At 37.8% G+C, this 13,346-nt stretch carries 10 protein-coding genes; 1 reads left to right on the top strand and 9 read right to left on the bottom strand.

The window, feature by feature from the left end; genetic code table 11:
- Positions 1 to 8: 8 nt before the first annotated feature.
- The 6 genes from BLR27_RS04310 to BLR27_RS04285 form a co-directional block, all read right to left on the bottom strand.
- Entirely contained in the window at positions 9 to 962 is a 954-nt protein-coding gene (locus BLR27_RS04310) for a transketolase family protein (RefSeq protein ID WP_090700755.1), read from the bottom strand.
- Between the two features lie 83 nt (positions 963 to 1,045).
- Positions 1,046 to 1,891 carry a transketolase gene (locus BLR27_RS04305; protein ID WP_090700752.1) on the bottom strand — a complete coding sequence of 282 codons (846 nt, stop codon included), beginning with the start codon at positions 1,889 to 1,891 and terminating at the stop codon, positions 1,046 to 1,048.
- 92 nt (positions 1,892 to 1,983) lie between these two features.
- Positions 1,984 to 2,445, bottom strand: a complete 462-nt coding sequence (gene bcp, locus BLR27_RS04300) for a thioredoxin-dependent thiol peroxidase (protein ID WP_090700747.1) — start codon at positions 2,443 to 2,445, stop codon at positions 1,984 to 1,986.
- A gap of 62 nt (positions 2,446 to 2,507) precedes the next feature.
- Entirely contained in the window at positions 2,508 to 4,214 is a 1,707-nt protein-coding gene (locus BLR27_RS04295) for a M23 family metallopeptidase (RefSeq protein ID WP_090700744.1), read from the bottom strand.
- Positions 4,215 to 4,226: 12 nt separating this feature from the next.
- Positions 4,227 to 4,838: a fumarylacetoacetate hydrolase family protein gene (locus BLR27_RS04290; protein ID WP_090700741.1), complete on the bottom strand. Its 612-nt coding sequence runs from the start codon at positions 4,836 to 4,838 to the stop codon at positions 4,227 to 4,229.
- 45 nt (positions 4,839 to 4,883) lie between these two features.
- Positions 4,884 to 5,384 (bottom strand): T9SS type A sorting domain-containing protein, encoded by a 501-nt coding sequence (locus BLR27_RS04285; RefSeq protein WP_176767607.1) that lies wholly within the window; start codon positions 5,382 to 5,384, stop codon positions 4,884 to 4,886.
- Positions 5,385 to 5,642: 258 nt separating this feature from the next.
- Between BLR27_RS04285 and BLR27_RS04280 the strand changes: the two genes are divergently transcribed.
- Entirely contained in the window at positions 5,643 to 7,583 is a 1,941-nt protein-coding gene (locus tag BLR27_RS04280; protein WP_090700733.1) for a KUP/HAK/KT family potassium transporter, read from the top strand.
- A 117-nt stretch (positions 7,584 to 7,700) separates the two neighbouring features.
- Here BLR27_RS04280 and BLR27_RS04275 read toward each other — a convergent pair whose 3' ends face one another.
- The 3 genes from BLR27_RS04275 to BLR27_RS04265 form a co-directional block, all read right to left on the bottom strand.
- The gene (locus BLR27_RS04275; protein ID WP_090701099.1) at positions 7,701 to 8,480 is read right to left on the bottom strand and encodes a GLPGLI family protein; all 780 of its coding nucleotides are present in this window, start codon (positions 8,478 to 8,480) and stop codon (positions 7,701 to 7,703) included.
- Positions 8,481 to 8,484: 4 nt separating this feature from the next.
- On the bottom strand, positions 8,485 to 11,274 hold the full coding sequence (locus BLR27_RS04270) for a TonB-dependent receptor (RefSeq protein ID WP_090701098.1): 2,790 nt from the start codon (positions 11,272 to 11,274) through the stop codon (positions 8,485 to 8,487).
- A 294-nt stretch (positions 11,275 to 11,568) separates the two neighbouring features.
- Positions 11,569 to 13,272: an amino acid permease gene (locus BLR27_RS04265; protein WP_090700730.1), complete on the bottom strand. Its 1,704-nt coding sequence runs from the start codon at positions 13,270 to 13,272 to the stop codon at positions 11,569 to 11,571.
- Positions 13,273 to 13,346 lie beyond the last annotated feature (74 nt).

Genomic DNA, 13,346 nt, shown 5'->3' with positions numbered 1-13,346 from the left:
TTTTTATTTTACTTGCGTTTGATAACCTTTTTTACTGCCTTTATTATATCTTCAGTATCCAATCCGTACTTTTTCATTAACTGATCCGGAGTTCCGCTTTCACCGAAGCTGTCGTTCACTGCCACATATTCCTGAGGAACCGGATTGTTTGTCGCTAAAAGCTGGGCAATACTGTCTCCTAATCCACCAATTCGGTTATGCTCTTCTGCAGTAACTACACATCCAGTTTTAGCTACTGATTTTAAGACTGCTTCTTCATCCAAAGGTTTAATGGTATGAATATTTATAATTTCAACATTGATTCCTTCCTCAGCAAGTATTTCTCCTGCTTCAATAGCTTTCCAGACCATATGTCCGGTAGCGAAAATACTTACATCAGTACCTTCATTGACCATCCATGCTTTTCCAATTTCGAATTTCTGATCCGGATCTGTAAATACTGGCACTGTTGGTCTTCCGAATCTTAAGTAAACCGGACCATGATAATCGGCAATAGCCATAGTCGCTGCTTTCGTTTGATTATAATCACATGGGTTGATCACAACCATTCCGGGAAGCATTTTCATCATTCCGATATCTTCAAGGATCTGGTGAGTTGCTCCATCTTCTCCTAATGTAAGTCCGGCATGGGAAGCACAGATCTTTACGTTTTTGTCGGAATAGGCGATTGATTGTCTTATCTGATCATACACACGGCCAGTTGAGAAATTCGCAAATGTGCCTGTAAATGGAATTTTACCTCCGATTGTTAATCCTGCAGCAATTCCCATCATATTTGCTTCCGCAATCCCGATCTGGAAAAATCGTTCAGGAAATTCCTTAATAAAAGCATCCATTTTTAATGAGCCGATCAAATCTGCACATAGGGCAACAACCTGATCATTCTTTTTACCGGCTTCTAATAAACCAGCTCCAAAACCTGAACGAGTATCTTTTTTCTCAGTGTATGTGTATTTCTTCATATAACAAAACAAGTTCCTGATCTGGATCAGGTATAAATAAATTTAAGGTATCTTCTGATTTTCTGATCTTTTATCAGGAATTATTAATAATCACCAAGCGTTTCTTCCAATTGCCCCAGGGCAGCAGCAAGCTGTTCATCATTTGGAGCGGTACCATGCCATTTATGGGTGTGCATCATGAAATCAACTCCGTTACCCATCATCGTTTGCATTAATATCATGATCGGTTTTCCTTTTGATGTTTTAGATATAGCGAGATCAAGTACACGAACTACATCTGTCATATCATTTCCGCTCATTTCAAGGACTTCCCATCCAAAAGCTTCCCATTTGGCTCTTAAATTACCTAATGAAAGGATTAAATCGGTTGGTCCATCAATTTGCTGACCGTTAACATCGATAGTTGAAATTAGGTTGTCTACTTTATTATGGCTGGCATACATTGCTGCTTCCCAAACCTGGCCTTCCTGCAATTCTCCATCCCCATGTAATGAAAAGACAAGGCGACTGTCATTATTTAATTTTTTAGCTACTGCAGCACCGATCGCAACAGACATTCCCTGTCCTAAAGAACCTGAAGCAATACGTACTCCAGGTAAATTTTCATGTGTTGTAGGATGTCCCTGTAATCTGGTATTGATCTTTCTGAATGTGACAAGTTCAGATGCCTCAAAATAACCCGAGCGCGCTAATACACTGTACCAAACGGGCGAAATATGTCCATTGGATAAAAAGAACAGGTCTTCACCATGTCCGTCCATATCAAATTTGGTATTATGCTTAAGCGTGTGGAAATACAGGGCTACTAAATAATCAGCACAGCCAAGTGAACCACCCGGGTGACCTGACTGGCAGGCATGTACCATTCTAACTATATCCCTGCGAACCTGAGAGGCAACTTTTGTTAATTTATCAATATCTGGAGTCATATTAAATGCTTAATGGCTCTGCGAAAATAGCCATGATTTTTGAATAGATGAGGTGATTTTATAATTTATTGAACTGTAATATTTTAACGATTTTATTTTAATGCTTCTAAAACCTGTGCTGAGGAGTTTTTAGTATCAACCTTTTCAATGATTTTCCGGATCATACCATTTTTATCAATAATGAATGTTTTGCGTGCTACACCCATGTATTTTTTGCCGTACATATTCTTCTCAACCCAAACTCCGTAAGCTTCAACAATTTTCTTTTCAGTATCAGCGATAAGCGAGAATGGTAAATTATGTTTGCTGATAAATTTCAGATGTGATTTTTCATCGTCTGTACTTACTCCCAAAACTTCAAAGCCTTCTGTCAATAAGGATTCATAATTATCTCTGAAGCTGCATGCTTCTGCAGTACAGCCTGGAGTATCATCTTTGGGATAGAAGTAAAGAATAATATTCTTTCCCGCAAGATCACTGAGTCTGACAGGCTTCCCATTCTGATCATTTGCTGAAAAATCCGGAGCTTTTTGTCCTTCACTTAATTCATTCATTCAAATGCGTTTTTGATGCCCTAAAATTAGTAAAATAAATATTGTGAAGGGAATATTTCTACCTACTTGTAAAATACCGCATGGTACATTGCTGTATTGTTTTTCCTGTCGTTTACAATGAGTTGAAAATCGTGTTTCCCTTTGCTTAGAGAATCGTCCATACGATGCCATAAAGAGCCTGATTTGGAATCATATTCCATCAATACCCAGCGCCCGTCCAATAGTGCGGAAAAACTTTCGATCCCTGATAAATTATCAGATATCCGGAATTGAATTCTTGAAGCCGAAGCCAGGCTTATTCCGTCCCTGATATTCACCGGGATAATTTTGGGAGCAACAGTATCCAGCGTAATATAAAAGCTGTCGAAGGTTTTTAATTCAGCTTTTACATATCCATTTTCATAAAAACCGCCCTGGGCATTTTTTCGGGTATTCACGATCAATGTTTTACTTCGCAAATTTGTCGGGAGATCTTCATCCGTTTTTATTAACAAATTGTATGATCCGTTTAAAGGTATTAAACGATTATGAACATGATGGATAGCAGAATATCCCCCAACTGGCCTGGGTGATCTGCTGTAAACAAAATTAAGTTCGCTGTACAGAGTTTTTAGAGGAAATGTAATACTTAGTCCGGTGGTATCGAACTTGTTGATCTGGTTAAATGCCATTGTTTTTCCTTGAACCTGCTTCATTGATTTTTTTAATGCTGGATCAAACCTTAGCCTGAAGTTCAATACACTTTCATTTCCGGCGATATCTTTCACCACATACTTTGCATCATGAATGTTTTGATCGCTAATATTTATCAATCCGCTATTGACCACATTTTTATAAATATTCAAGGCATTCCCGGGTTCAGTGAAGCTTTTTTGAATTCGCCTGCCCGTTGAAATCAATGCTGGATAATCAATATGGGAATTTATACCGCGCGAGTACTCGAAGGAAAATTTTTCCCAAACAGAAGAATGTATAAGGCGGTCATCAATGAACAATTCAATAGAATATGCTCCGTTTAGGTTGTCTGATGCAGAGTTTTTGTCAGAAGCTACAATTCCAAAGCCAGATTCTCCTCCAAGATTAACAATGGTTTGGGCTGATAACTGGTATTTTCCTGCCGCTCCGTTAACCGGATAAAGTTGCTTAGGCGTGTGCTCACTAAAAGGATTTCCATACAGATTGTAGAGGTATAAGCCTGTTATCGTTGGTTTAATCCTATCTGGAATGGTAATACCAAAGAGTTGCGGGTTAATAGTTTCTTCGGTTTTAGTATCGCGCAGTTCAAAATGCAGGTGAGGACCACTTGACCCTCCTGTATTTCCTGAAAAAGCAATGATTTCACCTTTTTTAACTGGAATTTCAACAGAAAGAAGCGGAAAATCTACGTCGAATTTTTCTGCTCTGTACTGATACATCTTCAGTGCCTGGCTTATTCGGTCATTGTAGTTTCTTAAATGCATATAAACGGAAGTGAATCCATTAGGATGGCTTACATAAACTGCATTTCCACCTCCACCTATCTGAACTCTTATCCTTGAAATGAAACCATCCGCAACGGCAAAAACGGGGTACCCCTCACGCTGATTAGTTTTGAAATCGAGCCCTGAATGAAAATGATTAGATCGTATTTCTCCAAAATTACCTGCAATGATAGGAGGGAGGTCAAGTGGAGGTCTGAAATAGTTTAAAGGGTAGGTGGTCTGTCCAACCTGGCTGTATGCCAGATTGGACGTTAACAGTAAAACTATAGATAGGATTTTTTTTAACATTTGAAAGGATTATTACCGGACATAAAAATCCAGTAATTTCTCATCTTCCAAATAGCCTGCCAAATGATCGCCGACATTTACTTTTCCAACTCCCTGAGGAGTACCAGTGAAGATAAGGTCTCCTTTTTTAAGCGTTATATATCTGGATACAAAGGCAATAATATATTCATAGGAAAATAGCAGGTCTCTTGTATTTCCGCTTTGAACAGTATTCCCATTAAGATCCAGTTTGATGTTCAGATTAGTTAAATCCTTGAAATTTGATTTAGGAATAAATTTGCTTACCGGAGCAGAATTGTCAAATGCTTTGGCCAATTCCCAGGGCAGACCTTTTTCCTTATGTTTTTGTTGTATATCTCTTGCGGTAAAATCAACTCCAAGGCCTATTTCATCAAAATAATTGCTTGCAAATTTTTCAGCTATATGTTTTCCCTCTTTAGATATTTTTAAAACGAGTTCTATTTCATGATGAATGTCGTTTGAAAATTCAGGGTGGTAAAATGGTTTATTATCCTTTAATACTGCAGTATCTGGTTTCATGAATATCACAGGCACAGTTGGTACTGGATTGTTCAATTCTTTGGCATGTTCGGCGTAATTACGTCCAATAGCTATTATTTTCATACAGCGAATATATAAATACTGAATAAAAAGAAGATGAAATTTTGATTAAAGAACTGAGATTCGTTTTGTAATGATCTCAGACCCGACGCTAACGCGAATGAAATAGAACCCGCTGGTGATGCGGGAAGCGATGATGAAGGGTTTTGTCTGATCCCCGGCTGCAACTCTTTCAGAAAGCAGAGTAGTGATCTCATTTCCAAGCACATCCATTATTTTGACTGTAACAGTAGCATCTTTACTCATGTTAAAGCTTAAATTCAATTGATCAGAAATCGGGTTAGGATATACTTTGACATTGTTCAATACCTTGTCATTCTCGACCGGTTTTGGAGCACCCATGACCTTAGTGTTTCCAAAAAAGCTGTCTTTTGCAGGTTTAAAAGGTATGAAATTCACCTTAACACCGTTTTTTAAATAGGCTGGTTTATTGATCCTGGTATCAGTTATTTTTGTAGAAACCTTTGCTTTTACCTTTGACGTATCTGGCCTGGAACCCTGTGATAAATTATATGCATAGGTATTGCCCACCATTATTATGGTTGACACTATGGATATAATAAAAATTCGCAGGTAGACGTTTATCATACGCAATTCTGATAAAAAAATAAATATAAGGCATTTTAAAATATACCTACAGGGTTTTGAGTCTTTTTTAACAAATTTTAACTAAAACTAATATTTATACGTCTGAAAACCTTCAGATGTTGGAATAAATTTAAAAAAAAATGATTGAAAATCAATGTATTATTTCTACAGTTGTGATATTGTTTTTAAGATGTACTTTTGTCGCATAATTTAATTGAAGTGTCAAATATAAAAAATCTCCACAAGCTATCTGCTGCAGGTTTATTGATTAGTTTAGGTATCATATACGGTGATATAGGAACATCTCCATTATATGTATTTAAAGCTATAATTGCAGACCGTATCATAACGACTGACCTTATTTTGGGAGGATTGTCCTGTATATTTTGGACGCTGACCTTGCAGACCACAATAAAGTATGTGATAATTACGTTACGCGCTGACAATAAAGGTGAGGGTGGGATACTATCGCTTTACTCTTTGGTTAAGAAAAAGGGGAAATGGCTGGTCATTCCAGCTATGGTTGGTGGATCGGCGTTGCTTGCTGATGGGATGATCACTCCACCTATTACAGTTTCTGCTGCCATAGAGGGATTAAGAATCTTTTACAAAGACATTCCAACGGTTCCAATTGTAATTGTCATCATCTCACTGCTGTTTTTAATACAGCAGTTCGGGACTTTCATCGTAGGTAAGGCATTTGGCCCGATCATGTTTGTATGGTTCACCATGATGGCAATTTTGGGCAGTTTTTATCTTGCACAGTTTCCTGAAATTCTCAAAGCAATTAGTCCATACTATGCCTATGTTTTACTATCAACTAACCCAAGTGCCTTATTTATACTTGGTGCGGTCTTTCTTTGTACCACAGGAGCAGAGGCACTGTATTCTGATCTGGGGCATTGCGGACGATCAAATATCCGGATAAGTTGGATATATGTTAAGTTATGCCTTTTATTGAACTATTTTGGTCAGGGTGTATGGCTATGGCAGCATCAGGGAAGTACTTTAAGCCCGGGTGACAATCCATTCTTCAGCATTATGCCGGAGTGGTTCTTAATTGCCGGAATAAGTATTGCTACCGCAGCTGCGATCATTGCCAGTCAGGCTATGATCTCAGGTTCTTTTACTCTGATATCAGAGGCCGTGAGACTTAATTTGTGGCCAAAGGTTAAAATTAATTACCCAAGTAATCAAAAAGGACAGTTATACGTTCCTTCAATCAATATTTTATTGTGGGTAGGATGTATAATTGTTGTTCTGATTTTCCGTGAATCTCAAAATATGGAAGGTGCCTATGGATTGGCAATAAACCTTACCTTCCTGATGACCACAATACTTGTAGCTGTTTTTCTTAAGCGTAAGAAGTTCCCTAATTACCTGATTATAATTTTTGTAACGATCTACGGACTAATTGAATTAGGATTTTTAGTAGCCAATATGGCTAAGTTTCTTCATGGTGGGTGGTTTACTTTATTATTGGCTTCATTACTGCTTTCAGTCATGTGGGCATGGTATTCAGCAAGAAAAATTAAAAACCGCTTTGTAAAGTTTGTTGAGATAGATTCATATTATCCTATTCTAACTGAATTAAGCGAGGATGAATCTGTACCTAAATATGCCTCTCAGTTGGTTTATCTCACCAGTTCAAACTTTAATTCTGAGATAGAATCAAAAATAATGTATTCTATTCTTCAGAAGCAGCCAAAGAGGGCAGATGTTTACTGGCTCGTTCATGTTGATGTTACGGACGAACCATTTACAAGGGACTATAAGGTTGAAGCCTTAATCCCAAATAAACTGATTCGGATTGATTTTAAGCTGGGTTTCCGTGTGGAGCAGCAGATCAATGTGTTGTTCAGAAAAGTAGTGGAAGAGCTGGTGAAAAATGGTGAGGTCGATATTACAAGTAAATATACCTCCCTGAATAAATATAAGATCATTGGTGATTTCAGATTTGTGGTATTGGAAAAAGTATTGGCCAAATCAAATGTTTTAAGCTTCAGGGATAAGTTTATCATGGACTATTATTTCATACTGAAGAAGTTTTCACTTTCTGAAGAACGTGGATTTGGCCTTGATATTAGTTTTGTGACTATTGAAAGGGTACCTCTTATGATCTCTTATCAGGACACCAGTGAATTAACCCGCCTGGAATAGATCTTTATTTAATCTCAAAAACCAAAAAAGACGCTCTATCCGCGTCTTTTTTGGTTGTTATCATTTCGTAACTCCTTGATGAATCTCAGGAATGTATATCACCGGATCAATTCCAGATTACAATAGAAATGATTTCAGGGAATGCTGGGCATAGCTTCCCCAGCTTTTCATCACCTTGGTCAGAATAGCCAGCAGGCCTTTATTATCAGTTGCTTTTCCTTTTTTGGGTGCCACAAGTAGACCCGAAGCTATAGGCTTATCCGTTACCAGTTTGGCAAACCAACTCATGTTTTCATGCGGAAGGGCAACTCCAAGGATCATTCCTGGTAAACCGGTAAATGATTCCGGTCCGCCCGAAACAGGGATCTCATCTGTATAGAAAGCAACTACATAGATCGAATCCATAATAATGGCATTTGCCCTGCGGCATGAATATCCTGCAATGTCACGGGTTTCTGAAGTTATTTTCCAATTGATCTTACGTGTACTGTCACTCACCAGGAAAGTTTCTTCGAAAATAGATTTCTGGACAATGCTGGTATTGGAAGTTAAGTTTGTAAAGATGATATTATTCTGAGTAGATGCAGGAATGTCACTGAACCAGCTGCGGGCTGCATCTTCAACAGGGGCAGGTGTGAACAGGGTCTTATCTTTACTGAATACCAGGGTGCTTTTCAATACTCTGAATTGTGTTTGAGTTTTTTTGAATTGCTCGAAGGCTGGAATATAATAAACTTCATTATCCTTATTGATGTATTTTTTGATCTGAGCATGCATGTTCACACTTTTTTCAAATTCAATTGTGCCTTCAGTAGTGAATCGTGCATTCTGACAATGAGCAGAACGGGCTGATAAAATGGTCAATAATAAGATGGAAAGCAGGGTTAAATTTTTCATAAGTTTATTGTTTTTGTGAGCCTCCACCCATATGGTTCAGGTCATATGAAAGGGAAAACATGAAATATCTTTTGATAGTAGTATAGCTATTCTGAATGATCATATTACTTGTTGCCCTTCTGTTAAAACCAGTGTTTTGATTCAACAGATCATTGCCGCTAAGTGTTAGTTTAAGGCTTTCTTCTTTCAGGAAGCTTTTTGAAATATTTGTATTCCAGATCAGACGGTTAAAGTCCTGATCAAAGGATTGAGTCTTTTGCTGGTATTCGAAATTTGCGCTCGTTTGGATCCTTACCTTTTGTGGTAAGTATACCTGTAATTCAAATTGCGAGTTTGCTCCCCAGCCATTGTTATTGATCTGTTTTTGCAGGGATGATTCACTGGTTATATATTCCGGACCAAGGGAGAAATAAAATTCAATTTTTTTCTGCTTGTACATTTGAAATGTTAGCTGGGTGCCGTAACTGCTCGAACGTGTTTTATTCAATACATTATTGATCATGTTGAAGTAAGTATTGCCATCAGTATTTAAATTCATTCCAATTCTAAGTTCTGTTCCCGGAATCTTTCTTCCATATCCACCATAGAAATAAAAATTATTCGGGTTCTTATCGGCCAGGTTAAATGATTGATAGGTACTTTTTCCTGCTGCATCTGTTACGGTATTGTTCACAATTGCGTTATAGGTAGATGAATAGCTGCCACTTAAATAGATTGACTTGTCGCTAAGTACTTTGTAAGAATTATAGTAGGCATTAAATCCACTTCTGAATGAAGGTTTAAGATCAGGGTTTCCTAAAGTAATATTTAAGGGATCAGTATTGACTTTGATCGGCTGGATCTGATTGAGTGTTGGCTGGTTTGTTGAACCATTGTATCGTACTTCAAATGATTTCTGATTTGAAAAATTATGCCTGAAGGATGCCTGTGGTAGCCAGTTAAGAAAATCTCTTTGGTAAACTGTTCCTGTATTTCTGTCAGTTTGCTTAAAATCTACTGAACTTAATCGCGTTCCGAAATTAATAATGTTCTTATTTTTTCTGTAATTGAAAACGGCTCCGGTTTGGTTTGATGTTTGATCAAGCTCAAAATCATTGCTGAACTCTTTATCCAGAATATCATATTTTCCTGTAGATGATTTATTGAACGATTTCCTTTCTACAATGCTATTGTTCAGGTTTAGGCCGTAATTCAGAATGACAGAAAGGGATTTTGACAGGGGTTCAGTATAAGCAAGATTAGAATTAAATCCTGAATTTCTGCTCACATTGGTCTTATATTGGTCAATTAACTGGATGCTGTCAAGTACCCCTTGTGTATTGAAAAAGCTATTCTCTGAATTTAGAAATCCTGCTGCATCATCATCATCGTATTTCTGACCAAGAGTCAGCGATAGGGTACGGCCCTTCTTTTTTAGTTTTTTTGTCCATAAAGCACTGGTATTAAAAAGCTTCTGGTCTGCATCATTGCTAAGTCTTCGGTTACTTTTGTTAATTGATATACCATTTCCTCTGAAACCTGAGGCCAGAAAATTGCTATTGCTCTGACTGTTTTTTAATGTTCCGTCGATCGTGATTTTAAGGTCTGATGTTGTATCAAGCTTAACCAGAAATATGCCATCCAGTTTTTGCCGGAACATTGAATTATCGAAATTCTGATCGGAATTACTATTGATGATTCCAGTTGGCAGGTTATTCTGGTTTAGGGAGTTTTTGTTTCCTGCAACGTTGATCGAACCCGCTTTATAATTCATGTTTAAGGAATACTTATCTTCCTTCCATTTGGTATCATAATGAAGACCACCACTTCTGGTAACTGGGATTCCTTCTCCATTGAATCTTCCATCAAAGGAATCAAGGTCACTGCCACCTTCTCCGGATATCATGATCATACCACCTTCCATTACCTGAACATTGGATGAACTATATTTGCTGTTATCTTCCCATCCCAAGCCCGTTTTTGCAGTATTGGCAATAGTGCCATAGGCAGAAAATTTCTGTTTCTCCTTAAACACATTGAACATTGCCTGGCCCTGATAAAATTCTTCATTGCCTGCTCCTCCATCAACTTTTCCGAAATAACCCTGTTTTTTACCTTCTTTTAATTTGATATTAATTGTTTTGGTGCGTTCGCCATCATCTATTCCGGTGAAAGTAGCCTGATCGCTTTTCTTATCATAGAGCTGCACCTTGTCGACCATGTCGCCCCGGATATTTTTAGTAACAAGGGTAGGGTCATCTCCAAAGAATTCTTCTCCATCTACCAAAACCTTATTTACCGCCTGACCATGGGCTGTGATCTTACCGTCTTTATCAACCTGTATACCTGGCAACTGTTTCAGCAGATCTTCAACCTTTGAATTGGCCTCTATATTAAATGCTGCAGCATTGAACTCTGTTGTATCACCCTTGATCGTCATTTGTGCTGCAGTACCTTTTACAATTACCTCTTCCAGCAGGCGGGCTTTTAATATCATTTTGATCTTTCCGAAATCCCGGGCTGCTTTGATACTATCCAGACTGAATGTTTCTACATAATCTGCATAATCCGGGTAACTCACCAGAAGTATGAATTTACCTGCTTTAAGGTTATTCAGATTAAATCCTCCGTTGGCTGCTGCTCGTCCGAATCCGACAAGGGTTGAATCATTGGAATTCAAAATGGCGATGCTTGTATTCACCAATGGAACCCCCGAGACCGTGTCAAGCACTGATCCTTTTATAGTGTACTTGTTTTGCGCAAATGACACGATTGTACTGAAACAAATTAGTATTGCCAGTGTGAATACTTTCATATTATTCATTAAATTAATTACTCTATCAAAAGTTAAATATTTTATACATAAAGAAAATATTGATCATTTTTAGAATAAAATAACAGGATATTTTACTTATTATTAAGTATTTATATCCAAAAATGTAACAATTTTTTCATGTGTGTGCCGATCTGAATGTTAAATTTTGTTAATGTCCTACTAATCAGCATTTGTTTTTATTGGAATGTCTTTTTAAATTTTTCCAAAAAATAAGACGATGTAAAATTTTACATCGTCTTATTTTATCGGGACAAATTATTATAGACTCTGATTTTATTTATTCAGATTACTCTTATGATAAGAGTAGGAAAAGTATATGATCAGACCCAATCCAAGCCAGATCAAAAATCTTAGCCAGTTGGTGTACCCCAGTTCTGTCATCAGGTATAAACAACTTAACATACCCAAAACAGGAATAAGCGATAAATTTTTCATGAATGATAGTACAGACATGATGATTGCTGCCAGAATAAACAGGAAATAGGGGAGTTTATCTTTGTAAACATGCCAATCTCCATTGTAGTCAAATAATGCTAAAATTTGCTCTTTGAACACAATAAAGATTCCGATGAAGAGTAGGGGCACAATAAACTTTGAATTTATATAAGGGATGCGGAAACGTTTATGTTTGGATTCTTCAGCACCTTCTTTTGGCAGGAGCAGCACACCCGCACATACCAGCACAAATGCAAATAAAGTACCTATACTTGTCAGGTCAGTTACCTCAGTAAGGTTCATAAATAAAGCTGGAATGGCTACTACTGCACCTGTTACCAGTGTTGCAAACCATGGAGTTTTATATTTAGGGTGAATGCTTGAAAATTTGGCCGGTAACAGTCCATCCCGGCTCATGCTCATCCAGATACGTGGCTGACCCATCTGAAAGATCAGAAGTACACTTGCAGTGGCAATCACGGCACTTATTGAGATGATATAACTGATGTTTTCTAATCCCACATTTTTAAATACAAATGCCAGTGGATCTTCTACCTGTAATTCCTTATAACTTACCATTCCGGTTAATACAAGTGCTACAAGAATATATAATACCGTACAAATTATCAATGAGTAGATCATGCCTTTGGGCAGATCGCGCTGTGGGTTTTTACATTCTTCTGCTGTTGTTGATATTGCGTCAAAGCCAATGTAAGCAAAGAAAACTCCGGATACACCCTTCATCATACCTTCAAAGCCATTAGGCATAAAAGGATCCCAGTTGGCTGGTTTAACATAGAAAAATCCCAGAATTATTACGCCTATAACAACGGCAACCTTCAGGATGACCATTGCATTTGTTGCTCTCTTTGTCTCTCTGATTCCAATATACACCAGATAGGTAATTAAAAATACGATTCCAAGTGCCGGTATGTCTGCAATGAATTTAAAATTACCGGATCCGGGAGCAGTGGCCCATGCCTGCGCTGCAAATTTCGCCTTTTCGCTTATCACGCTAAGGTCAGTACCGGCTGTGAGCATTTCAGCATGGGCTTTTGATGCTGTGAGGTAATCCATTGTTAGATATGCCGGAATATGGATATTGAATCCTTCCAGCAAATTGGTAAAGTATTCGCTCCATGAAATAGCTACCGCAATATTACCAATCGCATATTCCATTAATAGGTCCCAGCCAATGATCCAGGCAATAAGTTCACCAAAAGAAGCATAAGCATAAGTATAAGCACTGCCCGCAACAGGAATCCTTGATGCAAATTCAGCATAACATAAAGCCGAGAAACCACAGGTAATAGCAGTGATAACAAATAAGATACTGACCCCGGGACCGCCCTGAAAGGCTGCATTGCCGATCGTTGAAAAGATACCGGCACCAATAACTGCCGCAATACCCATGAGGGTAAGATCCTTTACGGTTAGAACCCGTTTTAATCCTTCAGCCTCAATTTCAGCATCAGAAAAACCTGCTTTCCGGTCTTTCATAATCAGCTCAATCGATTTTTTTCGAAACAGGTTTATTGACATATCCTCTGAATATTGATTGGTTTAAGAATCAAACATAAAAATTATTTAGTTTTGAAAGCACATTCAAGCTAAAT

Source organism: Daejeonella rubra, from assembly GCF_900103545.1.
In the GTDB taxonomy this organism is placed as follows: Bacteria; Bacteroidota; Bacteroidia; order Sphingobacteriales; family Sphingobacteriaceae; genus Daejeonella; species Daejeonella rubra.
Note: the sequence above shows the minus strand (reverse complement) of the source record. Positions and strands in the feature narration are given on the sequence as shown.